This is a genomic window from Streptomyces sp. CNH189 (assembly GCF_000527195.1).
The window spans coordinates 86,713-111,412 of sequence record NZ_AZUS01000023.1 but is presented as its reverse complement, the minus strand read 5'-3'; the positions used below and the strand labels follow the sequence as shown (position 1 = coordinate 111,412).

At 74.9% G+C, this 24,700-nt stretch carries 20 protein-coding genes and 3 pseudogenes; 13 read left to right on the top strand and 10 right to left on the bottom strand.

Going from position 1 to position 24,700, the window contains the following annotated elements; genetic code table 11:
• Positions 1–40: 40 nt before the first annotated feature.
• The 3 genes from B100_RS0127660 to B100_RS0127650 are packed head-to-tail and all read right to left on the bottom strand — an operon-like array spanning position 41 to position 1,801.
• A complete protein-coding gene (locus tag B100_RS0127660; protein ID WP_024887649.1) occupies positions 41–805 on the bottom strand; it encodes a metallophosphoesterase in 765 nt (254 codons plus the stop codon).
• On the bottom strand, positions 802–1,086 hold the full coding sequence (locus B100_RS0127655; protein ID WP_024887648.1) for a BON domain-containing protein: 285 nt from the start codon (positions 1,084–1,086) through the stop codon (positions 802–804). Before B100_RS0127655 ends, B100_RS0127660 begins: the two co-directional genes overlap by 4 nt.
• Before the next feature lie 22 nt (positions 1,087–1,108).
• A complete protein-coding gene (locus B100_RS0127650) occupies positions 1,109–1,801 on the bottom strand; it encodes a nucleotidyltransferase family protein (RefSeq protein WP_024887647.1) in 693 nt (230 codons plus the stop codon).
• 257 nt (positions 1,802–2,058) lie between these two features.
• Here B100_RS0127650 and B100_RS37750 point away from each other — a divergent pair, with 257 nt between their 5' ends.
• The 5 genes from B100_RS37750 to B100_RS0127625 all read left to right on the top strand — a co-directional run bounded on the left by B100_RS37750 (position 2,059) and on the right by B100_RS0127625 (position 9,694).
• The gene (locus B100_RS37750; protein WP_024887646.1) at positions 2,059–2,877 is read left to right on the top strand and encodes a hypothetical protein; all 819 of its coding nucleotides are present in this window, start codon (positions 2,059–2,061) and stop codon (positions 2,875–2,877) included.
• A gap of 21 nt (positions 2,878–2,898) precedes the next feature.
• Entirely contained in the window at positions 2,899–7,221 is a 4,323-nt protein-coding gene (locus B100_RS0127640) for a cation-translocating P-type ATPase (protein WP_024887645.1), read from the top strand.
• Positions 7,222–7,631: 410 nt separating this feature from the next.
• Positions 7,632–8,705, top strand: a complete 1,074-nt coding sequence (locus B100_RS0127635; RefSeq protein ID WP_024887644.1) for a zinc-dependent alcohol dehydrogenase family protein — start codon at positions 7,632–7,634, stop codon at positions 8,703–8,705.
• 138 nt (positions 8,706–8,843) lie between these two features.
• On the top strand, positions 8,844–9,431 hold the full coding sequence (locus tag B100_RS0127630; RefSeq protein WP_024887643.1) for an Rv1733c family protein: 588 nt from the start codon (positions 8,844–8,846) through the stop codon (positions 9,429–9,431).
• Positions 9,432–9,493: 62 nt separating this feature from the next.
• Positions 9,494–9,694 (top strand): type II toxin-antitoxin system VapB family antitoxin, encoded by a 201-nt coding sequence (locus B100_RS0127625; RefSeq protein ID WP_024887642.1) that lies wholly within the window; start codon positions 9,494–9,496, stop codon positions 9,692–9,694.
• Between the two features lie 181 nt (positions 9,695–9,875).
• Here the strand turns inward: B100_RS0127625 and B100_RS37745 are convergent.
• Positions 9,876–10,046 (bottom strand): annotated as a pseudogene (locus B100_RS37745) (glycosyltransferase); the annotation flags it as partial.
• A gap of 393 nt (positions 10,047–10,439) precedes the next feature.
• Between B100_RS37745 and B100_RS0127620 the strand changes: the two are divergent.
• The 3 genes from B100_RS0127620 (at position 10,440) to B100_RS0127610 (ending at position 13,171) form a co-directional block, all read left to right on the top strand.
• Positions 10,440–12,209 carry a SulP family inorganic anion transporter gene (locus tag B100_RS0127620; RefSeq protein WP_106967107.1) on the top strand — a complete coding sequence of 590 codons (1,770 nt, stop codon included), beginning with the start codon at positions 10,440–10,442 and terminating at the stop codon, positions 12,207–12,209.
• Positions 12,206–12,634 (top strand): ATP-binding protein, encoded by a 429-nt coding sequence (locus B100_RS0127615; RefSeq protein ID WP_024887640.1) that lies wholly within the window; start codon positions 12,206–12,208, stop codon positions 12,632–12,634. Before B100_RS0127620 ends, B100_RS0127615 begins: the two co-directional genes overlap by 4 nt.
• 186 nt (positions 12,635–12,820) lie before the next feature.
• On the top strand, positions 12,821–13,171 hold the full coding sequence (locus tag B100_RS0127610; RefSeq protein ID WP_024887639.1) for an ArsR/SmtB family transcription factor: 351 nt from the start codon (positions 12,821–12,823) through the stop codon (positions 13,169–13,171).
• Between the two features lie 39 nt (positions 13,172–13,210).
• Here the strand turns inward: B100_RS0127610 and B100_RS0127605 are convergent, their stop codons facing one another.
• Entirely contained in the window at positions 13,211–13,888 is a 678-nt protein-coding gene (locus tag B100_RS0127605; protein WP_037723607.1) for a class I SAM-dependent methyltransferase, read from the bottom strand.
• 84 nt (positions 13,889–13,972) lie between these two features.
• Here B100_RS0127605 and B100_RS0127600 point away from each other — a divergent pair, with 84 nt between their 5' ends.
• Entirely contained in the window at positions 13,973–14,425 is a 453-nt protein-coding gene (locus B100_RS0127600) for a flavodoxin family protein (protein WP_024887637.1), read from the top strand.
• Positions 14,426–14,445: 20 nt separating this feature from the next.
• Here B100_RS0127600 and B100_RS0127595 read toward each other — a convergent pair whose 3' ends face one another.
• Positions 14,446–15,528, bottom strand: a complete 1,083-nt coding sequence (locus B100_RS0127595; protein WP_024887636.1) for a YihY/virulence factor BrkB family protein — start codon at positions 15,526–15,528, stop codon at positions 14,446–14,448.
• A 107-nt stretch (positions 15,529–15,635) separates the two neighbouring features.
• On the opposite strand from B100_RS0127595, the gene B100_RS0127590 reads away from it, so the two are divergent.
• Complete coding sequence (locus tag B100_RS0127590; RefSeq protein WP_024887635.1) at positions 15,636–16,271, top strand: GNAT family N-acetyltransferase; 636 nt, start codon at positions 15,636–15,638, stop codon at positions 16,269–16,271.
• 30 nt (positions 16,272–16,301) lie between these two features.
• Here B100_RS0127590 and B100_RS34340 read toward each other — a convergent pair.
• Positions 16,302–17,085, bottom strand: a pseudogene (locus tag B100_RS34340) (LysR family transcriptional regulator); the annotation flags it as partial.
• Positions 17,086–17,435: 350 nt separating this feature from the next.
• On the opposite strand from B100_RS34340, the gene B100_RS0127580 reads away from it, so the two are divergent.
• Positions 17,436–19,457, top strand: coding sequence for a DUF1996 domain-containing protein (locus B100_RS0127580; protein WP_106967111.1), 2,022 nt, complete (start codon positions 17,436–17,438; stop codon positions 19,455–19,457).
• Positions 19,458–19,549: 92 nt separating this feature from the next.
• Here the strand turns inward: B100_RS0127580 and B100_RS36630 are convergent.
• Positions 19,550–19,732, bottom strand: a pseudogene (locus B100_RS36630) (hypothetical protein); the annotation flags it as partial.
• A gap of 408 nt (positions 19,733–20,140) precedes the next feature.
• Here B100_RS36630 and B100_RS0127570 point away from each other — a divergent pair.
• Entirely contained in the window at positions 20,141–20,326 is a 186-nt protein-coding gene (locus tag B100_RS0127570) for a hypothetical protein (RefSeq protein ID WP_024887632.1), read from the top strand.
• A 278-nt stretch (positions 20,327–20,604) separates the two neighbouring features.
• Here B100_RS0127570 and B100_RS0127565 read toward each other — a convergent pair whose 3' ends face one another.
• Positions 20,605–23,169 (bottom strand): SpoIIE family protein phosphatase, encoded by a 2,565-nt coding sequence (locus B100_RS0127565; RefSeq protein ID WP_024887631.1) that lies wholly within the window; start codon positions 23,167–23,169, stop codon positions 20,605–20,607.
• A gap of 161 nt (positions 23,170–23,330) precedes the next feature.
• On the opposite strand from B100_RS0127565, the gene B100_RS0127560 reads away from it, so the two are divergent.
• The gene (locus tag B100_RS0127560; protein WP_024887630.1) at positions 23,331–23,915 is read left to right on the top strand and encodes an AMIN-like domain-containing (lipo)protein; all 585 of its coding nucleotides are present in this window, start codon (positions 23,331–23,333) and stop codon (positions 23,913–23,915) included.
• Positions 23,916–23,936: 21 nt separating this feature from the next.
• Here the strand turns inward: B100_RS0127560 and B100_RS0127555 are convergent, their stop codons facing one another.
• On the bottom strand, positions 23,937–24,629 hold the full coding sequence (locus B100_RS0127555) for an ANTAR domain-containing protein (RefSeq protein ID WP_024887629.1): 693 nt from the start codon (positions 24,627–24,629) through the stop codon (positions 23,937–23,939).
• Positions 24,630–24,700: the final 71 nt, after the last annotated feature.

Here is a 24,700-nt window from a genome sequence, read left to right as displayed (position 1 = left end):
GACCGACGGCGCTTCAGCAACCGGGGGATCGGACCGCGCTTCAGGAACCGGGCACTCGGACGGCGTCCGCGCCCACCCGCTCGCGCAGCGGCAGGTGGTAGACGTGGAAGGCCCGCCCGATCACCGGCTGGGCGACGTTGCGCACCTTGACACCGCCGGTGGTCATGCCGTGCTCGCTGCCCGCGTGCGCGTGTCCGTGCACGGCGAGGTCGGCGCCGGCCGTGTCGATCGCCTCGGCCAGCAGATAGCTGCCCAGGAACGGATAGATCTCCGCCGGCTCACCGGCCAGCGTCTCCGGAACGGGGGAGTAGTGGGTGAGCGCGATCCGGACGTCGCAGTCCTCCTCCGCCAGCCGCTCCAGCGCGGTCCGCAGGCCGTCGGCGCAGCGGCGGGAGACCCGGACGAACTCCTTCATCACCGGCTCGCCGAACTCCCCGGCGCTCGCCCCGACGAACCCGCCGCCGAACCCCTTGGTGCCGGCCACGCCGACGCGCGCGTCCCCGATCCGCAGCACCGTCGCCTCGCCCTCCAGGACGTGCGCGCCGGCGTCCCGCAGCAGGCCGGAGACCTCGTCCTGCCGGTCGTCGTGGTGGTCGTGGTTGCCGAGCACCGCGACCACGGGCACCCCGAGGCCCCGGATCTCGTCGGCCACCACCCGCGCCTCGTCGAGCGTGCCGTGCCGGGTGAGATCCCCTGCCAGCAGCAACAGGTCCGCGCAGTCGGTCAGGGTGTCGAAGGCGGGGCGCAGCACGCCCCGGGTGTCGGGCCCCATGTGGATGTCCCCGACGGCGGCGACCCGGATCATGACAGCTCCTCCGCGTGGTCGGGCGACGAGGGTTCGCTCACGACGATGTCGCAGTGCACGTCCAGCCCGCCGAGCTCCTCGCGCACCACCTCCAGTACGTCGTCCCGGCAGCGGGCCGAGGGGACGGTGCCGGTGACCAGGACGGCCCCACCGCGGACCTCGGCCCGCACACCGAGCTCGCCCAGCTCCTCCGAGGCGAGACGGTCCTGCAGGTGGGCGATGCGGTACTCGGGGCCCGCGGGCGGGGCGCCGCCCGCCGGACCGGCGTCGTGGGTGTTCATGGGCGTTCCTTCCACGGGCGGGTCAGATGACGTTCAGGCGTTCCAGGAGGAAGAAGAAGGCGGCCGGCATGGGCGCGTCGCCGCAGTCGCGCCGCACCTGCTCCCAGTCGACCTTCTCGCGCAGGGCGCGGGCGATGGGCAGCACGGCACCGAAGTCGCAGTGGTGCTCGGAGAAGGCGGCGACGAGGCTGGTCAGCAGGTCGGTCGGCGCCAGGACAGGCATCCGGACCGACTCCACGGGCAGTTCCCGCGCCCGCTCCAGCATCTCGGTGGAGACCGGCCGGTGGGCCAGCTCGAAGATGACGTCGACGTCCTGGCCGAAGCAGGTCGCCTTGATCAGCCAGTCCTCGGGCGGGGTGTAGACGGTCAGCCCGGCGTCCCGGAGCGTGGCGGCGACCGGCCCCGCGTCCTGCGGGCGGACACAGAAGTCGACGTCGTGCTGGAGGTTGCCGCTGCCGCCGTGGGCGTGCACGGCGACGCTGCCCGCCAGTGCGAAGAGGTGCCCGCCCCGCTTCAGCACCGCGCCGACCTGCTTGGCCGCCTCCAGGATGGCCTGGTTGCGGTCCCGGGGGAGGCCGGAGTCGTCCGTCTGCCCGAGCTTCGGCTCCGCCCGCACGTCGAGCGGCGGCGCCTCGCCCGGTGCGTCCGAGGCCAGACGGAGGTCCGGTGTCCCCGGGCGCCGCATTCCCGCGGCGTCCTCGCCGTGCTCCGTCATGACCCCACCACTCCCTTCGCGACCGGACGGTCCGTACGGCCGCTCTCTCCCGGTGCCCTTCGAGGGCGCACCCTGTGTGCCTGTTCCTGGTACCCGGCGCGCCCGTTCCGACACGGGTCCGAGGGCGGGACGGGCGGGGCCCCCGACCGCTTCGGGCGTACCGGGAAGGCGCCCGGGCCGATCACGCCCGACCATGGGGCGAAAGGCAGAAAACGGACGAGTGTGCCCGGTGGCGGTGCGCGCCGGTGGAGGTCGACATGGAGCAGGACACGTCGCGTGCGTCGGATCTTCCGCAGCCGCTGCGGGCCGTCACCTCCCACCTGGGGCGGCTGCCGGGCGCCGGGCAGGTGGGCAGGGCCGCGGGCGGCGCCCTCGACGCCCTCGGCGCGGTGTCGCCGCGCGGGCGCCGGATGGCCGTCTACGCAGGCGCGGGCGTGCTCGGCGTCGCCGGACTCGTGGAGTGGCCCGTCGCCCTCACCGGCGCGGCGGTCGCCTGGCTGACCCGCCCCCGCGGGACGGAGGGGCAGTGGGCCGAGGCCGCCGACACCGCGACCGCCCTGACGGACGACACGTCGGCCGGCGAACACCTCCCGGCCGACGGCGATCCGGAGCACGAGCTCCTCGCGAGCGCCGGCGACAGCGCTCGGCAGGGCGGTGGCACCTCCGTCACGGCCGGCGCACGCGACGGCGGCGGGCCCGGCGGCCGGGGCGCCGCCACGGCGGGCGCTCGCAGCGGCGGCGCGCTCGCGGGCCCGGATTCCGCCGCGGCGGGTGCACAGGACGGCGGTACCTCGGGCACGGCCGCCGGCGCTGGGCCCGGGGGCTCCGGGTCCCGCAGGGGCGGTGCGCCCGCCGCGGCGGCCGGCGACGGCGCGGGCCGCGGGCGCGATGCCGACGAGCAGGGGCCCGCCGGGCCCGGAGACCGTCTCACCCCCTCCAGGCACCGGCAGGTGCGTGAGCAGCCCGCCAAGGTGGGCGACACCACCACCGCCTCCGCGCTGCGGCAGGTCGCCGAGGCCACCACGCAGCACGCCCCCCGCAGCGACCGGGACGGCACGTCCCGGCACACCGGCTGAACCACGACCACGGGAGCCGGAATGCTCGCACTCATCGACGTCGCCCCGCTCGCCGGGGCCGTGGCGGGGGCCGCCGCCGAAGCCGTCCGCGGCACCGCCCAGGGCGTGACGTCCGTACAGGTCACGACGCGCCGCCTGGCGAACGTCGCCCGCAACGCCCTCGGCGGCGGCCGGCACTGGCGGGCCGGGCACCGCGTCCACCTCGCCCTGCGCCACCCCGACACCGCCGTCGGCCCTCTCGCCCGCGAGGTCGCCGCCGGCCTGCTCGACCACCCCGACGTCGTGGCCGCGTACTGGGACGAGGGGCTCGCCCGTCTCGTGGTGACCGCCGCGACGGACGCGGCGGGCGACCGCGTGACCGAGCGGGCCGTCGCGCTCGCCGCCCGCCTCGGACTCACCGAGGACGCCGGACCCGAACCGGACGACGCCACCGTCCACCCCGGCGACCCGCGCGAGGTGCGGGTCGCCGCGGCCGCCCTGCTGCTCGACGCCGCCGGCGTGGCGGGGGCCCTCGCGGGCCGGTCGCTGCGGCTGCCGCGCAGCCCCAAGGCGCTCACCGCCACCGTGACACTGCTGCGCGAGAACCCCCGCTTCCGCGCCCGGCTGCGCGAGAGGCTCGGCGGCAGCGGCATGGAACTGCTCCTCGCCGCGGCCAACGCCGCCGCGCACGGCGCCGCCCAGTCCCCGGTGTCCCTGCTGCTCGACGGGCTGGTGCGCACGGGGCAGCTCACCGAGGCGACGGCCCGCGCGGTCGCCTTCGAGGCGGTCCACGACGACATCTGCCGCGAACGGCGTGCCGGCATCCCGCGCCCCCCGGACATCCGCCCGCCGCTGCGCGTGACCCCCGCCCAGGCCTACGCGGCCAACGCCGGCACCGGCAGCGTGGCCGGGGCCGCCGCCACGCTCCTCATCACCCGTGACACCGGAGAAGCCGCCGAGGCCGTGCTCGCCGGCTCCCCGAAGGCCGCGCGCTACGGCCCGGCCGCCTTCAACGCCGTGCTCGGCACCGCGCTCGCCCGGTCCGGCGTGCTGGTGCGCGGCGGGGACCGGCTGCGCCAGCTGGAGATCGCCGACTCGCTGGTCCTGCACGCCGACGCGCTGCGCAACCTCCCCCCGGGCGAGGACGAGGAGCCCGCGCCGTACCACGACCCCGTGCACCCCTGGGCGGAGGCGGTGCTCGACGCGGCCCGCCGGGCCGGGCTGCACGTCGTCGTCACCGGAGGCTCCGAGCTGAAGGACATCACCCGCCTCGCCGACGAGGTCGCCCCCGCCGACCTGCCGTTCGGCGACATCGTGCGCGCCCTCCAGCACGACGGGCACATCGTCGTCGCCGTCGCCCGCGTGCCCGCCGACGCCGAACGTGACGTCGCCGACGGACTGCCCGCGGGCGACGTGGCGATCGCCCTCACCGACGGCCCTTCGGCGATCCCCTGGGGCGCCGACGCCCTCGCCCCCGGCGGACTGGCGGACGTCTGGCGGCTGCTCACCGCCGTCCCCGCGGCCCGCCGGGTCGGCCGCCGCTCGCAGACCCTGGCCCGGGCGGGCGCCGCCCTCTCCGGGCTGATGGTGGCCCGCGGCGGCACCCCCGGCGGCCGGGTGTGGCAACGGCTCACCCGCCACGCCCCGGTGAACGTCGCGGCGGCCGGCGCCCTGGTCAGCGGCTGGACCGAGGCCGTACGCGTGGCCCGGGCCGTGCCGCCCGAGCCACGGCTGCACGTGCCCTGGCACGCCCTGGAACCGCACGAGGCGCACGCCCTGCTCCGGGACGCCCGCACCGAGGCCGCACCCGTCGGACTCGACCTGCTCGCCGCCCGCGCCCGGCAGCGCGTCGCCCGCCTGACCCGGACCGGCGCGGCGGCGCCCGCCCGCTGGACCTGGGAGGCGGCCGGCGCGGTCCGCCGCGAGCTCGACGACCCGCTCACCCCCGTCCTGGCCACCGGCGCGGTCGCCTCGGCACTGCTCGGCTCCGTCGTCGACGCCCTGCTCGTCGTCGGCGCCATGGACCTCAACGCGGTCGCGGGCGGACTGCAGCGGCTGCGCGCCGAACGGGCACTCGCCCGGCTGGCTGCCCACCAGCAGCCCCGCGCCCGCCGGCACGTCACCGGCAACCGCACGGTCACCGTCGACGCCGTCCGGCTGCGGCCGGGGGACCGGATCGACCTCGCCGCCGGAGACGTCGTACCGGCGGACGCCCGGCTGGTACGCGCCGAAGGGCTGGAGGTCGACGAGTCGTCGCTGACCGGCGAGTCGCTGCCGGTCACCAAGGACGTCGACGCCACACCGGGCGCGCCGGTGGCCCGGCGGACCTGCATGGTCTTCGAAGGCACCACCGTGGTCGCGGGCCGGGCCGAGGCGCTGGTCGTCGACACCGGCGACCACACGGAGGCCGGCCGCGCGGTCGCCCTGGCCTCCCGCACCCCGCCGCCCGCCGGTGTGCAGGCCCGCCTGCAGGAGCTGACCCGCAAGGCCCTGCCCGTCACCCTCACCGGCGGGGCGCTGGTGACCGGGCTGTCACTGCTGCGCGGCAGCCCGCTGCGGCGCGCCGTCAGCGGCGGTGTCGCCGTGGCCGTCGCCGCCGTCCCCGAGGGGCTGCCGCTGGTCGCCACCGTCGCCCAGATGGCGGCCGCCCGCCGCCTCTCCCGCCGGGGTGTGCTGGTACGCACCCCGCGCACCCTGGAGGCGCTCGGCCGGGTCGACACCGTGTGCTTCGACAAGACCGGCACCCTCACCGAGAACCGGCTGCGCCTGGTGCGGGTGGCCGCCGCCGACGGCACCGTCCTGGCCCCGGACGCGGAGCGGGCCGTGCCGGTCGTCCGGCAGGCCGCGCGCGCCTGCCCGCGGGAGGAGACCGCCGAGGGACGCAAGGTCGCGCACGCCACCGACGAGGCGGTGCTGGACGCCGCCCCGCCGGACGAGGCCTGGACCGCGCACGGCGAACTGGCCTTCGAGGCCAGCCGCGGCTACGCGGCGGCCGCCGGCCGCGACGGCGAGGGGACGTACCTCGTCGTGAAGGGCGCCCCCGAGACCGTGCTGCCCGCCTGCGCGGACCTGCCGGACGCGGCGGCCGGCACCGCCCACACCCTCGCAGGCCAGGGACTGCGCGTCCTCGCCGTCGCCCGCCGCCCGTACCGGGGCGACGACCTGGCGGCGGAGCTCCAGGACGGCCTGACCGGGCTGGAGTTCGTCGGACTGGTCGCGCTGGCCGACGTACCGCGCGAGACCTCGCGGGAACTGCTCACCGCGCTGCGCGCGTCCGGCATCCTGCCCGTCATGCTCACCGGCGACCACCCGGAGACCGCCCGCGCCATCGCCCTGCAACTGGGCTGGCCCGAGGAGACACGGGTGGTCACCGGGGACGAGCTGGTCGCCATGGGCCGCGCCGACCGGGTGCGCGCCCTGCACGGCGCCGGGGTCGTCGCACGGGTCGCGCCCGAGCAGAAGCTGCACGTCGTGGAGGCCCTGCAGCAGGCCGGCCGGGTCGTGGCGATGGCCGGCGACGGCGCCAACGACGCCGCCGCCATCCGCGCCGCCGACGTGGGCGTCGGCATCGAGGCCCGCGGCTCCGCGGCCGCCCGCAACGCGGCCGACATCGTGCTCACCGGCGGCGACCTGTCCGTCCTGGTGGACGCCTTCGCCGAGGGCCGGGCGCTGTGGCGCAGCGTGGCCGACGCGGTGAGCATCCTCATCGGCGGCAACGCGGGCGAGGTCGGCTTCAGCGTGCTGGGCACCCTGCTCGCCGGCTCCTCGCCGCTGTCGACCCGCCAGCTGCTGCTGGTCAACCTGCTCACCGACATGTTCCCGGCCATGGCGGTGGCCGTGACCCCGAGCGACGACCCGTCCACGGCGGCGCACGCCGCGACCGGGCCGATGAGCCTCGACGTGCTCGGCGCGCCGCTGCTGCGCTCCATCCGGCGGCGCGGTGTGACCACCTGCCTCGGCGCGGTGACCGCCTATCTGATCGGCCGCTTCACCCCCGGCACCGAACGCCGCTCCACGACCATGGCCCTGTGCGGGGTGGTCGGCGCCCAGCTGGCCCAGACCCTGTCCGGACGGCGCCACAGCACCCTGGTGTGGGTGACCGCGCTGGGCTCCGCCGCGGTGCTCGCCGCCCTGGTGCAGACGCCCGGCGTCAGCCAGTTCTTCGGCTGCGTCCCGCTCGGCCCGGTCGCCTGGACCGGCGTCGCCCTGGCGATCGCCCTGTCGGCGCTCGCCCCGCGGCTCGAACACCTCGCCGCCGTACGTCACCTCTACGACCTCGCCACCCGCCTCGCCCTGCGCCTCGGCGACTCGGCGCGGCAGACCCGCCACCTGCTGCACACGGGCATCGCCCGCCCCGTCGCCTGACGCGCCGCCCGACCGCCCGGCCCGACGCCCCACGCCGCGCGGCCGGATGTCTCACGCCCACGTGGACGGCACCCCACCGTCCGCCCGGACGCTTCTCGCCCCATGGCTGGACGTCCCACGCCGCCCCGCGGGACGCCCCCCGGACGCCTCCCACCCCGTGGCCGGACGTCCCGCGCGGCGTGGCCGGACGCCCCCGGGGGTGATCGCACGCTCCCCGGGCGTGACCGAACGCCTCCGGGAGCGACCGGCCCCCGGGCCCCGTGTCGCCCACGCGCGCGGCGGAACCGGCGTCGGGCGCACAGACTGGAAGGGCAGGGGCGGCGCCCGGCACACCCTGGCTCCGCCGACGCAGGCGGGCGGCGCGCGCCCCGCGCCGGGGCCCGCCGCCCAGCGAGAAGGTGAGGATCGGCATGAAGGGTTACGTCTTCCACGGCCCCGGTCAGTCCGCGTGGGAGGAGGTTCCCGATCCGGAGATCCGGGAGCCCGGCGACGTCATCGTCCGCGTCGACGCCGTCACCATCTGCGGGACGGATCTGCACATCCTCAAGGGCGACGTGCCCGAGGTGCGGCCCGGGACCGTGCTCGGTCACGAGGCGGTCGGCGAGATCGTCGAGGCCGGGCCCGACGTCCGCACCGTACGGCCCGGGGACCGGGTCCTGATCTCCTGCGTCTCCGCCTGTGGACGCTGCGGCTACTGCCGCCAGGGCATGTACGGGCAGTGCCGGGGCGGTGGCGGCTGGATCCTCGGGCACCTCGTCGACGGCACCCAGGCCGAGTACGTACGGGTCCCGTTCGCCGACCTGTCGGTGTACCCGCTGCCCGGCGCCCTCGCCAACGAGGACGCCGTGCTGCTGGCCGACATCTTCCCCACCGCCTACGAGGTGGGCGTGCTCAACGGGCGGGTGCGGCCAGGGGACACCGTGGTGGTGGTCGGCGCCGGGCCGGTCGGTCTGGCCGCGATCGCCACCGCACGGCTGTTCGGGCCCGAGCGGATCGTCGCCGTGGACCTGGCGGCCGCCCGGCTCCAGGCGGCGAAGGAGTTCGGCGCCGACGCCGTGGCCGACGCGGGCGAGGGGCCGGAACAGCTCGTCGGGGACCTCACCGGCGAACTCGGCGCGGACGTGGTCATCGAGGCGGTGGGCGTCCCGGAGACCTTCGAACTGTGCACCCGGGTGGTGCGCCCCGGCGGCCACGTGGCCAACGTCGGCGTGCACGGCGCGCCCGCGACCCTGCACCTCGAGGACCTCTGGATCAAGAACGTCACCATCACCACCGGCCTCGTCGACACCCACTCCACCCCGACCCTGCTGCGCATGGCGGCGGCCGGACGGCTGCCCACCCGCCGCCTCGTCTCCCACACCTTCCGCCTGGACCAGATGCAGGAGGCCTACGACGTCTTCGGCAACGCCGCCGAGACGGGGGCACTCAAGGTCGTCCTCGGCGTCCCCCAGCACGAGGTGGTCCCCGTCCACCCGACGGTGTGACGGAACCGCCGCCGGACCGACTCCGGGGCGTGCGCGGGGAGTTGACGGAAAGGCCCGTTCCGCCCGTGCGGGCCGGGACGGAACGGTCCACCCTGGAGAGGTGGCGCGGTCGGCACCCGTGCGAGGAGGTGACCTCCCATGGCGACGCATGGTGCGAGGCGCGGGGTGCGTTGGTGGCGGTGGCGGAGCAATCCGCTGTGCCGCCGCAGCGACGTGGCCGAGGCCTGGCTGCTGATCGCGACGTTCGTCCTCGCCCTGCTCCTCGCCGGGTTCGGCGGGCTCGCGGCCGCCGGCGCGGTCGACGGGTCGCTCGACGACCGGCGGGAGCGCAGCAGCCCGGTCCCGGCCGTCCTGGTCGAGAACGCCCGCGACGCGGCGCCCGTGTCCGAGAGCGGCGACGGCGGGGTCTGGGCCGAGGTGCGCTGGACCGCCCCGGACGGCACCCGCCACACGGGGCGCAGCGAGGTTCCCGCCGGCAGCAAGGAGGGCACCGAGGTCACCGTCTGGAACGACACCTCCGGCCGGCTGGTGTCCGCGCCGCCCGAGGGCGCGGAGGCCGACTTCCAGGTCGCCATGGCCGGCATCACGGTCGCCGTCGTCGTCGGGGGCCTGGTTCTGGTCGGCGGCTGGCTCGTCCGCGCCCGGCTGCGGCTGCGGCGGCTGGACCAGTGGGAGGCGGAGTGGCGACAGGTCGAACCGGCCTGGCGTAAACGCATGACCGGCTGACCGGCTTCCTCATGGAGCGTGAGCAACTAGAGTGCGGCCACGACGCGACAAGGGGGCACGGGGTGGCCAAGGTCAACATCAGTCTCGACGCCGAACTCGTGGTGGAGGTGATGGTCCTGGCGGGGATCGGCTCACCCCAGGACGCGGTCGAGGCGATCGTCCGGGACTACATCGCCCGTGGCCACCGCACGGAGGCGCGCACCGAGCTCAAGGACCGGACGTTGCGTGAGGTCGACGTCAAACCGCAGGAGCCGCAGGGCTGAAGGCCCGCTCGGTCCCGCGACACGCGCCTCGGCAGCGACGGAGCGGCGTCACCCGGGTTCCATCGGCCCGACGTCCGGGCGAGGAGTGTGGCCGCGGCGTCCTCGGTGGCGATCCCGCGGGCGAGGCCGGCCGCGTGGTGACGGTGGGACGGCTCGGAGAGGCAGGCCGTGATCGCGTCGCCGAGACCGCCGGCGGTGAGCTCCCGGAACGGCACCGGCCGCGGGGCGACTCCCAGCGCGTGCAGCCGGGAAGCCCAGAACGGCTGAAGTCGGCCATGACGGGAACGGGCACCGCGGACACCCCGGCCCGCAGCCCGGCCGCGGTGGTGCCTGCCCCGGCATGGTGGACGACGTGATGCCGTCCGGGTCAGGTCCTCGACCAGCTTCCGCGGGTCTCCCGGCACAGCCGGTGGCCGAGACCGCATTCGCCGACCGGTGCGGCGAACGACGGATGAGGGGCCACGGCGACCTCGTGGCCCGCGTCCGACAGACGCCGCCCGAGGCCCGTGGAGGGTGCGACGTCTCCGCGTGAACCGGCGGTGATGATCAGGATGCGCAGGGAGCGATTCTCCTCGGCGTCAACTGTCCCTCCGCCGTCGCCGGGACTGCCCTCGATGAGGGCAATCCCCGTGGCGAGGCGGGCCCGCCCACCCCCACGCCCCACTCGGGAACTGCTGAATTGCAAAAATGCGCAAGTCACTACATGCTTGCCTCGACACATCGTCGTGAACGAAGCAGAGGGGCCGTGTCCGTACCGTTGTCGTCGGCCGGGATCCGGTCCCGGATCACCTCGTTGCTGCCTGCCCGCGCCGACCTTGACCAGGCCCGCCGCCACCCCCGCCGCGACCTGTCGGCCGGGCTGACAGTCGCCGTCGTGGCGCTGCCGCTGGCCCTCGGCTTCGGGGTCTCCTCCGGGCTCGGCGCCGAGGCCGGACTGGCCACCGCGGTCGTCGCGGGCGCCCTTGCGGCCGTCTTCGGCGGCTCCAACCTCCAGGTGTCCGGCCCCACCGGGGCGATGACCGTCGTCCTGGTGCCGATCGTCGCCGACCACGGTCCCGCCGGTGTCCTCACCGTCGGCCTGATGGCCGGTGTCCTCCTCGTGGCCCTGGCCCTGCTCCGCGCCGGCGGCAGCATGCGCTACGTACCCGCGCCCGTGGTGGAGGGCTTCACCCTCGGCATCGCCTGCGTCATCGGGCTGCAGCAGATACCCAACGCCCTCGGGGTCGCCCAGCCGGACGGCGAGCGCGTCCTGGCCGTCGCCTGCCACGCCGTGCGGGAGTTCGCCCGCGACCCTCACTGGACGGCGCCCGCCCTGGCGGCCGCGGTGGCCGGCGTGATGCTGCTCGGCGCCCGCTGGAAGCCGACCGTTCCCTTCTCCGTACTGGCCGTGATCGCCGCCACGGTCGTCGTCGAGACCACCGGGCTCGACGACGTACGTCCCATCGGCGACCTGCCGTCCGGGCTGCCCGCACCCTCCCTGTCCTTCCTGGACACGTCCGCCCTGGGCGGTCTGGTCGCTCCCGCCCTCGCCGTCGCGGCGCTGGCCGCGCTGGAGTCGCTGCTGTCAGCCTCCGTCGCCGACGGCATGACCGTCGGGCAGCGTCACGACCCCGACCGGGAACTCTTCGGCCAGGGCCTCGCCAACATCGCCGCCCCACTGTTCGGCGGCGTTCCCGCGACCGGCGCGATCGCTCGCACCGCCGTCAATGTCCGCACCGGCGCCACCTCCCGGCTGGCCTCCCTCACCCACGCCGCCGTGCTCGCCGTGATCGTCTTCGCCGCGGCCCCGCTCGTCTCGCACATCCCGCTGGCCGCTCTCGCCGGGGTGCTGCTGGCGACCGCGGTCCGCATGGTTGAGGTCGGCTCGCTCAGGGCGATGACCCGGGCCACCCGCTCCGACGCGGTGATCCTCGTCCTGACCGCAGTCGCCACGCTCGTCCTGGACCTCGTCCAGGCGGTGATCATCGGCCTGGCCGTCGCGGGCGTGCTCGCCCTGCGCGCGGTCGCCCGCCAGGCCCGGCTCGCCCCGCTGCCGCTGGACCGGGGTGACCACACCGACGAGGAACACGCGCTGCTCGCCCAGCACATCGTCGCCTACCGCATCGACGGCCCGCTGTTCTTCGCCGCCGCCCACCGCTTCCTCCTGGAACTCACCGAGCTCGCGGAGGTACGGGTCGTCATCCTGCGCATGTCCCACGTCAGCGTCGTCGACGCCACCGGGGCGCTGGTCCTCAAGGACGCGGTGACCAAACTGCGCCGGCGCGGCATCGTCGTCATGGTCTCCGGGGTCTGTCCTGGCCACCGCCGCGCCCTCGACGCCGTGGGAGTCCTGGACCTGATGCGGCACGAGGGCCGGGAGTACGCCACCACCCCCGAGGCCATCGACGCGGCCCTCGCGCACCTGCAGCGCGACGGCGTGCTGCGGACAGCCGGATCACCGGCCACGGCCTCCGCTCCCGTAGGCGAGACGCCGTCCCCGGCCATGGCCTCCCGGCCCGCCGGTGAGGCGTCATGACGCCCGCCCCCGCGCCGTACGCGCTGCCGCACCGGCACGTGCTCACCCTCCCCACCGGCCCCGGCGCCGTACGCGTCGCCCGCGAGACGGTCGAGAAGGCACTGGGGGAGTGGGGGATCGGCGGGCGGCACCCGGCGGTGGGCCCGGCCCTGCTGATCCTCGGCGAACTCGTCGCCAACAGCGTCCGGCACGCGGCCGCCGCGTCCCCGCAGACCACGGTGGTCTACGCGGCGGGCCCCGACTGCCTGGTGCTCGTCGTGCACGACCGCCACCCACAGCGCCCGGACCTCACCGGCCCGCGCGCGGCCGGCACCGGCGGCCTGGCCACGGTCATGGAACTCACCTACGCCCTGGGCGGCACCGCGGTCGTCCGGGGCGACCCCGACGGCCCCGGAAAGAGCATCTGGATCACGCTTCCCCTGTGACGCCGGGAGAGCCGGGCGAGCGGGGAGAGCAGGGAGACGGCCAGGGGAGACGGCCTCCGTGCGGCGGACATCTGACGAGTTGCTAATGTCGGAAAGTGCCGAGGCCGAGGGCGACGCACAGACGAGGCGAGGGGCCGGGGACCGGGTGAACGGGCCGTACTGCCGCGCCGGAAAGGGGACGGCACGATGACCACGCCGCTTTACCAGCTGAAGGCCGAGTTCTTCAAAACTCTGGGTCACCCGGCCCGCATCCGGGTGCTGGAACTGCTCAGCGAGCGCGAGCACTCGGTGGGGGAGATGCTCCCCCACGTCGGCATCGAGCCCGCCCACCTCTCCCAGCAGTTGGCGGTGCTACGCCGCGCCAACCTGGTCGTCGGCCGCAAAGAGGGCTCGACCGTCCACTACTCGCTGACCGACCCGCACGTGGCGGAACTGCTGCGGGTGGCGCGCACCATCCTCTCCGGCGTCCTCGCCGGCCAGGCCGAACTCCTCGCGGACCTCCAGGCCACCCAGGGCGAGGCCAAGCCCGTGCCGTGACGGAACCGCCGGCCGTGCGGACCTCGACGGTGCGGCGCCTCAGCCCTCGCCCCGTCGGCAGTGCAGGAACAGATGCGGCTCCGGGCGGGCCTCCGGATGGCTCGGGGTGAACATCGTGCTCTCCTCCCACTCCACCGTCAGTCCCGCCTCCCGCACCAGGGAGGTGATGTCCTGCGCCGCGAAGCTGGTCACCCGCACCGGCCGGCCCATGAACACGCCGTCGAACTCCTCCACGTCCAGCGGCACCGTCGCGAGCACCAGCAGGCCGCCCGGCCGCACCGCCCCCACCAGCCGGCGCACCAGTTCGGTCTGCTCCGCCCGGTTCATCTGGAGCAGCGCGAAGTACACGCAGACCGCGTCGTACGCCCCCTCCGGGAGCGGTATCCGCCGGACGTCCGCGCAGCGGAACTCCGCCTCGGGCACCTGCCGGCCGGCGATCTCCACCATCACCGGGGACACGTCGACGCCCAGCACCCGGTGCCCGCCACCGGCGAGCGCGGCGGCCGTGGGACGTCCCGTGCCGCTGCCCACGTCCAGCACGGAGCTGCCGGGGGAGAGCCGTTCGAGCAGCCAGTTCAGTGACGCGCGGTGGGCCGACGAGGACGCGAACGCCTTCTCGTAGTCGCTGCCCAGCGCGTCGAACACCGCCGCCGCCGGTGACTCGTGACCTTCGCCGCCCACTACGCACCCGCCTCCGTGATTGCCGATGCCCGGCATGGTGCCACCCCCGGTCCGCCGTCACAACGGCACCTCGCCGGGCACGGGTTGCGGGCGGGACGTCCGGCACGGCAGGGTCGGGGTGTGCCGACCCTGCTGATCGTCCACCACACGCCCTCGCCGAACTGCCAGGCGATGTTCGAAGCCGTCGTCTCCGGCGCCACCGCCCCGGAGATCGAGGGGGTCCGGGTGGTGCGCCGCGCCGCGCTGTCCGCCACCGCGACCGACGTCCTGGAGGCCGACGGCTACCTCCTCGGCACCCCGGCCAACCTCGGCTACATGTCGGGGGCGCTCAAGCACTTCTTCGACCAGGTCTACTACCCCTGCCTGGACAGCACGACGGGCCGCCCGTTCGGGTACTACGTGCACGGCGGCAACGACGTCACCGGCGCGGTGCGCGGGATCGAGTCCGTCACCACCGGCCTCGGCTGGCGCCGCGCCGCCGAGACGGTGACCGTCACCGGCGAACCCGGCAAGGCGGCCCTGCAACGCTGCTGGGAGCTGGGCGCCACCCTCGCGGCGGGGCTGGCGGACTGACGCCCGCCGGGCCCCGCGGGTCAGGCGCCGTCCATCTTCTGCCGGTCCTGCTCGTCCCAGGCGCGGGTGTCCCGCGGCTGCGTGTACGGCTCCTCCTCCGGCGGATGCCCGCCGGCGATGGCCCGCTGCCGGGCGATCTCCGCGTCGAACTCCAGGCCCAGCAGGATCGCCAGGTTGGTGATCCAGAGCCAGATCAGGAAGATGATGACACCGGCCATCGTGCCGTACGTCTTGTTGTACGACCCGAAATTGGCGACGTAGAGGGCGAACCCGGCGGAGGCGAGCAGCCAGATCAGCAGGGCCAGGAAGCTGCCCGGGGTGACCCACCGGAAGCCCTTGACCTTGGCGTTCGGCGCCGCCCAGTACAGCAGCGCGATCATGACGGTGACCAGCAGGACCAGCACGGGCCACTTGGCGATCGACCACACGGTGAGGGCCGTGTCGCCCAGCCCCAGCAGATCGCCCGCCTGACGGGCCAGCCCGCCGGTGAAGACCACGATCAGCGCGCTGATCGCGGCCATCAGCAGCAACGCGACCGTCACGCCCACCCGGACCGGCAGCACCTTCCACACCGGGCGGCCCTCGGGCATGTCGTACACCACGTTCGCCGAGCGCATGAACGCCGCCACGTAGCCCGACGCCGACCAGACGGCGACCAGCAGACTGATGATCGCCACCAGCGACCCGACGCCCGCGTTGCCCTGCAACTGCTCGATCGCCTGCGTGATGATGTCCCGCGCGGCGCCGGGCGCGGTCAGCTCCTGGACGTTCTCCAGCACCTTGTCCGTCGTCGACTTCCCGGTGAGTCCCAGGATCGACACCAGTGCCAGCAGCGCCGGGAACAGTGCGAGCACCCCGTAGTACGTCAGGGCGGCGGCGCGGTCGGTCAGTTCGTCGTCCTTGAACTCGCGCACGCTGCCCTTGAGCGCCCCCTTCCACGCCCCCTTGGGGAGCTTGGTCGGAGTGTCCGGCGCCGCCTCTTCCACCGCGTCGCTCGGGCCCGGCTCCTGCGCCGGCTGCCCGGCCGTCCGCGTGGACGCGGACTCGTGCGGCGCGCTCTGGTGTGCCGGCCGGTCGTCCCGGCCCGGGATATGCAGCTTCATGGCCACCGGGTGCCCCGCGACCGGCATGTCACGCCCCGGCGGACGGGTGGACGCGGTGGCCGTAAACCGCTTGTGGGAGCGCTCCCAACAGGTACAGGATGCCGCCCATGAACGAGTCACCCGCGATCCGCCCGTACCGCCGCGAGGACCGGGCGGCCCTCGACGACATCTGCGTCCGCACCGCGCACAACGGCCAGGACAGCCGGCCCCACTACGCCGACCCCACCGTCTTCCCCGACACGTTCGCCGCCCCCTACGTCCATCTGGAGCCGGGGCTCGCCTTCGTGCTGGACGACGGGCGGGGGCAGGCGGTCGGCTACGTCGTCGGCGCAGCCGACACCGTACGGTTCACCCGCGAGTTCCGTGCCGCGTGGCTCCCGCTGGTGGCCGACCGACACCCCGAGCCGTCCGGCCCGCCCGCCACCCCGGACGAGGAGATCGCCTGGCTGCTGCACCACCCCGAGCGGATGATCGTCCCCGAACTCGCCGCCTGGCCCGCCCATCTCCACATCGACCTGCTGCCCGAGTGGCAGGGACGCGGGTACGGACGGCAGCTGGTGCGGACCCTGCTCGCGGCGCTCGCCGAGCGGGACGTGCCGGCCGTGCACCTGGTGATGACGGTGGCCAACAAGCCCGCCCGGGCCTTCTACGACCGCATGGGCTTCGAGGAGATCAAGGGAGTGCCGATGGACGACTCCGTCGTCTGCCTGGGCCGCATGACAGGCGACCTCGACCGGCTCTGACCCGGGCGCAGCGGGCGGCTGCGCGGCGGGAGGCGCGGCGGCCCGTACTGCCGCCCGGCTCACGCCGGGCGGCAGTACGGGCCCCACGCGTCGGGGGACGGTCGTGACGCCGCATCCCGCGGCGACCAGCCGGAGGCTTCGTCAGCCAGTCGCGGGCGGTGTGGGCGACGCGCGGGCGGCCCGGCAGACCGGGCCAGACCCCGAGCAGGGGTTCGGCGCCGGAGGACGGCGAGGCGATCCAGGGGACGTCGACGAGTTCACCGGCCCCCACCGCCGTGCGGCCGGCGAACGTGCCCGTGGTGGGCACCGCCACGCACAGCTCGGTGTCCTCGATCCGTTCGACGTGCAGCGGAGGGCTCTCGCCGTCCGAGGGCCGGTGCGGCGGGCGGGACGACGGCACGGCGAGATCGAGCGAACCCGCCAGCAGGGACCGGATCAGGCTGGGCGTGCTGCCTTCCAGGGTGGTCACGGCGATCCGCGGATCCGTCTGCGTGAGCGAGGTGAGCGCCGGCGGCAGGAGCATGGCGCCGCCGCTCGGGAAGATGCCCAGCCGTACCGGTTCCGGCCGGGGCGCGGCTCCCGACAGGTCCCGCTCGGCCTCGTCGAGGCCGGCCAGGATCGTGCGGGCGTGGCGCAGCAGGGTCAGCCCGGCAGGGGTGAGCCGTACCCCGTCGAAGTGCCGTTCGAACAGCGTCGTGCCGGCGGCGTGTTCGAGGGCCGCCGCCTGCCGGGAGACCGCCGACTGCGTGTAGCCCAGCCGGGCGGCGGCCGCGGTGAAGCTGCCCGACTCGGCGACCTGGCGCAGCACCCGCAGCGCCGTACTGGAGAAGCCGTCGGGTACGCCGCCGCGCCCCCGGGCCCCTTCGGCCGCACGGTTCTCCTCCCGCGCTGACACCCGGCCGCGCGGAGCCCCCGACTCCATGGGACGCACTCCGTCCGGTGGGGCTCGTGCGGCTCAAGTGGCCTGCGGTTGCTGAGATTTCCGGAAGAAATCGTGAGCCGGTTGAACACACTCCGGTCCGCCCGCGTATGGGGCGTGGGAATCGAATGCCCGACCCCCCGCGACAGAAGCGTAGGAGTACTGCCTTGGCACGCAACACACGCAGACGCCCCAAACAGCGCGCGACGCTCGCCGCTTTCGCCTTGATGCTCGGCGGCGGCGGCATGATGGCGGCCAACGTCTACGCTTCCGCGACGGACGGCGGGACGGGTGACGCGCAGGTCCTGTCGGGCGCCGCCACCATCGACTGCCCCGACGTGGCGACCCGGCTGACCGCGGTGCCGGACCAGGCCCGCGGCGAGGTCGACAAGGAACTCGCCAGCCTGGACGCGCAGATCGCCGACGCCTACAAGCGGCTCGGCGAGTCGGCCGACGCCCTCCGCCAGGATCCCGGCTTCGCCGAGAACGCCATCGCCGGTCCGCTGAAGGACAAGCGCGCCGCGGTGCTGGCCCGCATCGGCACCGCCATCGAGCGGGTGGGCGGCGAACGTCCGCAGGGCCTCGACGAACTCGCCGGCTGCGCCGTGCGCGACTCCGGCAACGCCCCCGCCGACAATGGCCAGGACGGAGGCGAGCAGGCCGGTGACGGCCAGGACCAGCAGGCCGGCGACGGCCAGGACCAGGGCGGTCAGGGTCAGGACGGCCAGGACCAGCAAGGCGGCGACGGCCAGCAGGGCGGCGGTGACCAGGGCGGCGGCAACGGCGGCCAGGCCGGCAACGGCCCGGTCCCCGGCGACTACGTCTCCATCGAGAGCGTCCAGCCCGACGCCTCCGCCCCGCAGCCGTCGGGGAACGCCTCCACCGGCACCTTCACCAGCGAGTGCGGTGTCAACGAGAACGGCGTGTTCAACTCGGACAACGTCATCGCGGCCCCCGGCGTGAGCAACGGCGCCCACCACTTCCACGACTACATCGGCAACCAGGCCACCAACGCCTTCGTCAGCGACGACGACCTGGCGCGGGCGGACACCAGCTGCCAGGATCAGCGCGACAAGTCCTCGTACTACTGGCCGGTGCTGCGCCTGCAGAACGGCACCGAGGAGCGGGACGCCGACTCCCCGGGCGGCGGCATCGAGGGCAACGCCGGTGAGATCGTCACCCCCAAGGACGTCACACTGACCTTCGTCGGCAACCCGAAGGGCGAGGTCACGGCCATGCCCCGGCTGCTGCGCATCATCACCGGCGACGCCAAGTCCTTCGTCAACGGCCCCGCCAACGCCAACGCCTCCTGGAGCTGCACCGGCTTCGAGGACCGGCAGCTGAAGGACAAATACCCGCTGTGCCCGCAGGGCAGTGACGTGGTCCGCACCTTCGCGTTCCAGAGCTGCTGGGACGGCCGCAACATCGACAGCGCCAACCACCGTACGCACATGGCCTTCACGGACGCCGAGGGCGACTGCCCGGCCGGCTTCCAGCCCGTCCCGCAGCTGGTGCAGCGGATCGTCTACGACGTGGACGCGCCGAGCCTGGACGACGGCGGCAAAACCGTCCCGCTGTTCGCCGTGGACTCCTTCCCCGAGCAGCTGCACAAGCCGATCACCGACCACGGCGACTTCATCAACGTCTTCGAAGAGGACCTGATGAACGAGATGGTCGCGTGCATCAACGAGGGCCGCAGCTGCGGCGCCGGTGGCGGCGACAACGGTGGCGGCGACAACGGTGGCGGCAACGGCGGCAACGGCGGCAACGGCGGCAACGGTGGCGACACCGGCAACGGCGGTGGCGAGCAGCCGACCGCCACGCCCACCGAGCCGGGCCAGGGCGGCGACGGCGGCCAGAACGACGGCGGCCAGGGCGGCGACAAGGGCGGTGACCAGGGCGGCAAGGACGACCAGGACAACGGCCAGGAGCAGCCCTCGGCGACCGAGAAGCCCGCGGACGACAAGGGCACGGCCCAGCCCCAGCAGCCCGACGTGAAGGTCTCGACCCCGGCGGCCGGCGGCGACGCCGGTGACCAGGACGGCGACCAAGGTGGCGCGGACGACGGGAAGCAGGACGACGGCGGCCAGGAGGCGCAGGCCGCCCAGGTTCCCGGCAGCCTTCCCGAACTGGACGACCAGGCCCAGGCTCAGGGCGAAAGCGGCAGCCTCGCCGAGACCGGTGCCCAGCTCTGGCCGGCCGCCATCGGCGGAGTGCTGGTGATCTTCGGGTTCTTCGTCCTGCGCAGCGTGCGACGCGGCGCCTGACCCTCGGTATCTCCGGCATCCTCGGAACACGACGGCGGCAGGACCCCTCGGGGCCCTGCCGCCGTCGCGCCGTTCCGGGGCGGGCCCGGCACTCAGCGGTCCGCCGCGCCGCGTGCCCCCTCGCCCTCGGCGTCGATGTGCGGCAGGACCCGGTCCAGCCACCGCGGGGTCCACCACGCGTGCGGGCCCAGCAGGGTCATCACGGCCGGCACCAGCAGCAGCCGTACCACCGTGGCGTCGATCAGCACGCTCACCGCCAGACCCAGGCCCAGCAAGGTGCCGCCCACGGCACGGCTGACGAGCTGCAGCACCACCAGGGCGACCAGCCAGGCGACGATGACGACGACGAAGTGCCGCGCGCACCGTTCGCCCAGCCGTCGCACCACACCCGCCCGGGGTGCGGCGTGGGCCCCACCGCGTCTCGACGGCATCGGCGCGCTCTCCTCCGCCCGGCCGGGCGGTCCCGGGCCTGCCGCCCATTGGGGATCGGGCGTGTCACCCCGGCATCCCCGTGCGGCGGGGCGGGGGAGGGGGCGCTCCTGCTCGGCGGGCGGGCGTCCTCCCCAGCCCGGGGGCGGCGAACACCCCTGCTGCGTTCGGCCGTCGGTGTGTGACACTGGTCGCAGGTGGCCGCGGCACTGTCCGAGGGGGGAGCGCCGTCCGGCCGGAGAGGGGAAGTCGCCGTGAGCCAGGACCTTGTTCGCGCACCTGAGGACGACGTGGCCGCCGAGGCCCGCCAGGCCCGTTTCGGACGTCTGCCGGAACCCGTCCGGGCGGAGGACCTGATCGAGGAACGCCCCGCAGCCGCCCCCGACCCGTCCCGCTTCGCCTACAACCCCGACGAATGGCTGATCCGTTACTGCGCCTGACCCCCGCCGGCCGCCGTCGCCGGGCCGGTCGGCGTCGCGGGTGCCGGACTCGTGACCCGTACGGTTCGGCCGTCTGGCGGGTCGTGGCAGCGACCTGTCGGCCGCCTGCGGACCCGCACGATCCGCCCGCCTCGGCCGCCCGCGGCAGTCGCCGCAACCGCCCGCCGTGGCCGGGCCCGGCGTCGCGGGAGCCGGACCCGCACGGTCCGGCCGTCAGGCGGGGCGCCGTGTGTCGGACCCCGGCGCCGTACTGCCGCACCACGGCGTCGCAGTGCGCGTCAGTCGTAGGCCGTCAGTAGCAGGGCCACGTCGTCGGGGCGGTCCTCCGCGCGGCGGGCCGCTCCGAGCAGCCGGTCGGCCAGTTCCTCCACCGAGTCCGTCCGGCTGTCGGCCAGGCAGCGGCGGACCGTCTCGATGCCCGTCGCGATGTCGCTGCCGGGCACCTCGACCAGCCCGTCCGTGTACAGCGCCAGGACGCTGCCGGGCTCCAGGGTGAGCGTCGTGACCGGGTATTCCGCGTCCGGCTGCACCCCGAGCAGGACCCCGCCCGCGAGTTCCACGGTCTCCGTGGTCCCGTCCGGGCGCCGCAGCAGCGGCGGGGGATGGCCCGCCCGTGCGGCCTGGGCGCGTCCGGTCGCCGGGTTCAGCTCGATGTAGCAGCAGGTCGCGAAGACGTCCGTCTCCAGCTCGGCCAGCAACTGGTTGGTGTGGGAGATGACCTCCTGCGGCGGCCGCCCGCTCGAGGCGAAGGCGTGCACGGCGCTGCGCAGCTGCCCCATGACGGCCGCCGCGCCGACGCTGTGCCCTTCCACGTCGCCGATGACCAGCGCCACCCCGTGTCCCGTACGGATGACGTCGTACCAGTCACCGCCGATGTCCATGCCCTTGGTGCCGGGCAGATAGCGGCCGGTGCTGCGCAGCCGTTGGATGGCGGGCAGCCGGTGCGGCAGCAGACCCTCCTGCAGCCCGCGCGCCACGGCGGACTCGGCGTCGTACAGCCGCGCCCGTTCCATCGCCTGCGCGGTCAGACCGGCCAGCGCGGTCAGCGCGCTGCGCTCCTCCGTGGTGAAGCGGTGCGGTGCGTTCCAACCGAGGATGCAGGAACCGATCGGATGGCCGGAGGCGATCAGCGGCAGGAACGCCCAGGAGGACATCGGGTCCAGCGCCAGCCGCGGGTAGGCGCTCACCAGGTCCTCGGGCGACTCGAAGAACAGCGGCAGACGCGCGGTCAGCGCGTGCACACCGGGCAGCTCCGCCTCCAGCGGCACCCCCTCGAAGGGGTCGAGGAAGTGCTGCGGGTAGCCGTCCTCCCACAGCAGGTACATCCGCCCGTCGCGCACCGTGTACAGGGCGACCTCCGTCGCGCCGAACGCAGGCAGCAGCTGCTCGGAGACGGCCCGGCACACGTCCCGCACGGTGACGGACTCGGTCAGCACGCTGGCCATCTGCACCACGTGGTACAGGGCTCCCGCGCGGGCGGTCGTGACCAGCCCCGTCGGCGGTGCCGCCGACGCCCCGGCGGACGGCGGCAGAACCCGGCCCGGCTCCGACCCGGCCGGCGCGGACGTCCGGAACACCCGGCCGGTCAGCCCGTGCACCCCGGGGTACAGCACGAACCCCAGCCAGACCCCGTCCGGGTCGTGCACCAGGTACGACACCGGCTCCTGCGTCAGCATCGCCGCCCGGTAGCGGTCCTCGTAGGCGGGGTCGCGCAGCCAGGTGAGCACCCGCCACGGATGGTGCCCGAGCAGCTCCTCCAGATCGCACCCGAGCAGGTCCTGGCAGCGGCGGTTGGCGTAGATGACCCTGCCGTCCTGGTCCAGCGAGAACAGGCCGTCGGGCAGCCGCTCGGCGGCCTCCGCGGCGGTGACGCCGCCGGCCACGTCGACCAGGGCCCCGACCAGCAGCCGGGCCGTCCCCTCCGCCCGCACCACGTGCCCCCACAGCTCCACGGGCCGGTAGTGCACCGCCTCCACGTCGTCCTGCGACTCGTCCAGCACCCGGAAGTGCCGGCCCCGGATCTGCCCGGTGTCCTCGGCCTCCCGTCGCGCAGCCCGCAGTTCGTACAGGTCGTCCGAGGACACCCGCCGCTCGACCGCGGCCATGGTGCCGCCGAACTCCTCCCTGGACACGCCCAGAAGGGTCAGCGCGTCGTCGTCGCCCGACCAGCGGTCGCTGTCCAGGTCCCACTCGACCATGCCGACCGACACCGCCTGGACGGGCGGCGTGGGCAGCCGCACGCTGACCGGCTGGTCGTCGTACTCGATGCCGTACGCCACTGCGTCCGCGTCCGTCCGGCCGGGCACGCCGCGGGCGAACTCGGTGAGGCGCTCCTGCATGTCCTGGCCGGCCCGGAGCAGACCCGTACGCACCGCCTCCTCGCGGGCCGGCCGTCGGGCGGAGGAGTGCAGCACCGCCAGCACGCCCACCGTCTCGCCGCCGACCCGCACCGGCTGGTAGGCGTGCGCGAACGAGTACGGCAGGGCGGCGGTGAACTGCGGGAAGCGCAGCATCGTCGCCCGGTCGTCGGGCAGGTACTGGGTCTCCCCGCTGCGGTACGCCTCGCACATCGGCAGCCCGCCGCTCACCGGGACCCGCCACCACGGCTTCAGCAGCGAGCGGGGGACGCCCGACATCACGCACAGCACCAGCGACCTGCGGTCGCGCGAGCGCAGGTAGACCGCGCCGCCGTAGCCCCCGGTGCCCCGCACCGCCGCCACGACGGCATCCGCGAGCGCGTCCTCGATGCGGTCCTCGGGACGACGGGTCCGGCTGTCCTCCGCGTCGGGTACGGACAGCCCCGCCGGCCGCTTCCCGCGCGGTGCGGCGGCTGCACCACCCATGTAGCGCCCTCCCGGTGCACACGGAACGGGACGTTCGTCCGCTCCCCACCAGGATGTGCCATGCCGGCCGGTACGGCGACCGGCCGGAAAGCACCGCAACCATACGGGCATCCCGGTCGTCTCACCCGATATCAGAACGTTGGCGTCCCAGGGGGCCGAAAATGCTTCAAGCAAGAACAATCTGCGCGACCGTGGTGCTCCTCGGCGCCACGCTGGTGACGGCGGCGGCCCCGGCCGTGGCCGCCCCGGCGACGGCGACGGCCGCCACCACGGCCTGTCCCACCGGCTGGGGCAGTGCCGACAGGTCGACGACCGCCGCCACGACCACGTCCGTGACGGACGTCAGGACCGGCCGGCACGACTGCTACGACCGCATGGTCGTCGATGTGCCCGGCGCGGCGCGCGCCGACCTCGGCTACTCGGTCCGCTACGTCGACCGGCTGTACCAGGACGGATCCGGCCGGCACATCCCCGTCGCCGGCGGCGCCGTCCTCGAGGTGCGGGTCACCGCCCCGGCGTACGACCCCGGGACCGGCGCGGCCACCTACCCCGCGCGCGCCGGGGCCGCCCTGCCCGGCGTCGGCCTGAGCGGGTACCGCACCTTCCGGGACGCGCGGTTCGCCGGCAGCTTCGAGGGCGAGACCCAGCTCGGCCTCGGCGTGCGCGGCCGGCTGCCGTTCCGCGTGCTGCAGCTGGACGGCCGCCTCGTGATCGACGTCGCCCACACCTGGACCGTCGCCCGCTGAGCACCACGGCGGGCGGCGCGGTCAGCTCTCCGCGCCGCCCGCCTCGCAGACCTGCCGCGCGACGTCCCGCAACTTGGTGTTGGTCCGCTGCGACCGGGTGCGCAGCAGGTCGAAGGCCTGGTCCTCGGAGACGTGGTGCCGGCCCATCAGGATGCCCATCGCCTCGCCGATCAGATGCCGGGTGGCGACGGCCTCCTTCATCTGCTCGTCGGTGCGGGCGGTGGCGAAGGCGACCGCCGCGTGGGAGGCCAGCAGCCAGCCCGCCGTCTCGCTGTCCTCGGTGAACATCCCCGGCTTGCGCGAGTACATGTTGAGGGCGCCCAGCTCCTCGTCCCGCGTGTACAGCAGGAAGCCCATCATGCTGCCCACCCCCAGCTCCCGGCAGCGGGGGACGAACCGCGTCCACCGCTCGGGGGACGCCGTCATGTCGGGGATGCGGAAGACCCGCTCTGGCCGGTCGGGCCGCGCCGCGTCGAAACACGGCCCCTCCCGCAGCGCCCCCTGAAGGTGGTCGCTGTCGGTCACGAACTGGTCCGTGGGGGCCAGCGACGTCACCCGGTCCCCGCGCAGCACGAGGATGCCGGAGGCGTCGCAGCCCTCGACGAGTTCCACTGCCGAGCGCGAGATCTGCTCCAGCGTCGCGTCCAGCGTGTGCTCCGCGAGCAGATCCCGGGCCATCGACGCCATGTGCCGCGCGAAGCCTTGCCAGTCCACCGTCCGCCTCCTCCGTGCGACCGTACCCGCCCCGCCCATCCTTGCATGCCGCCCGGGACGCCTCCGCGCCT

Excerpts from the sequence above, each read along its gene's own strand:
- B100_RS0127635 (WP_024887644.1), top strand. The coding sequence starts at position 7,632 with ATGAAGGGTTACGTCTTCCACGGCCCCGGTCAGTCCGCGTGGGAGGAG.
- B100_RS0127660 (WP_024887649.1), bottom strand. The coding sequence starts at position 805 with ATGATCCGGGTCGCCGCCGTCGGGGACATCCACATGGGGCCCGACACC.
- B100_RS0127610 (WP_024887639.1), top strand. The coding sequence starts at position 12,821 with ATGACCACGCCGCTTTACCAGCTGAAGGCCGAGTTCTTCAAAACTCTG.
- B100_RS0127560 (WP_024887630.1), top strand. The coding sequence starts at position 23,331 with ATGCTTCAAGCAAGAACAATCTGCGCGACCGTGGTGCTCCTCGGCGCC.
- B100_RS0127650 (WP_024887647.1), bottom strand. The coding sequence starts at position 1,801 with ATGACGGAGCACGGCGAGGACGCCGCGGGAATGCGGCGCCCGGGGACA.
- B100_RS0127565 (WP_024887631.1), bottom strand. The coding sequence starts at position 23,169 with ATGGGTGGTGCAGCCGCCGCACCGCGCGGGAAGCGGCCGGCGGGGCTG.
- B100_RS0127655 (WP_024887648.1), bottom strand. The coding sequence starts at position 1,086 with ATGAACACCCACGACGCCGGTCCGGCGGGCGGCGCCCCGCCCGCGGGC.
- B100_RS37750 (WP_024887646.1), top strand. The coding sequence starts at position 2,059 with ATGGAGCAGGACACGTCGCGTGCGTCGGATCTTCCGCAGCCGCTGCGG.
- B100_RS0127580 (WP_106967111.1), top strand. The coding sequence starts at position 17,436 with ATGATGGCGGCCAACGTCTACGCTTCCGCGACGGACGGCGGGACGGGT.
- B100_RS0127595 (WP_024887636.1), bottom strand. The coding sequence starts at position 15,528 with ATGAAGCTGCATATCCCGGGCCGGGACGACCGGCCGGCACACCAGAGC.
- B100_RS0127640 (WP_024887645.1), top strand. The coding sequence starts at position 2,899 with ATGCTCGCACTCATCGACGTCGCCCCGCTCGCCGGGGCCGTGGCGGGG.
- B100_RS0127590 (WP_024887635.1), top strand. The coding sequence starts at position 15,636 with ATGAACGAGTCACCCGCGATCCGCCCGTACCGCCGCGAGGACCGGGCG.
- B100_RS0127605 (WP_037723607.1), bottom strand. The coding sequence starts at position 13,888 with ATGCCGGGCATCGGCAATCACGGAGGCGGGTGCGTAGTGGGCGGCGAA.
- B100_RS0127615 (WP_024887640.1), top strand. The coding sequence starts at position 12,206 with ATGACGCCCGCCCCCGCGCCGTACGCGCTGCCGCACCGGCACGTGCTC.
- B100_RS0127630 (WP_024887643.1), top strand. The coding sequence starts at position 8,844 with ATGGCGACGCATGGTGCGAGGCGCGGGGTGCGTTGGTGGCGGTGGCGG.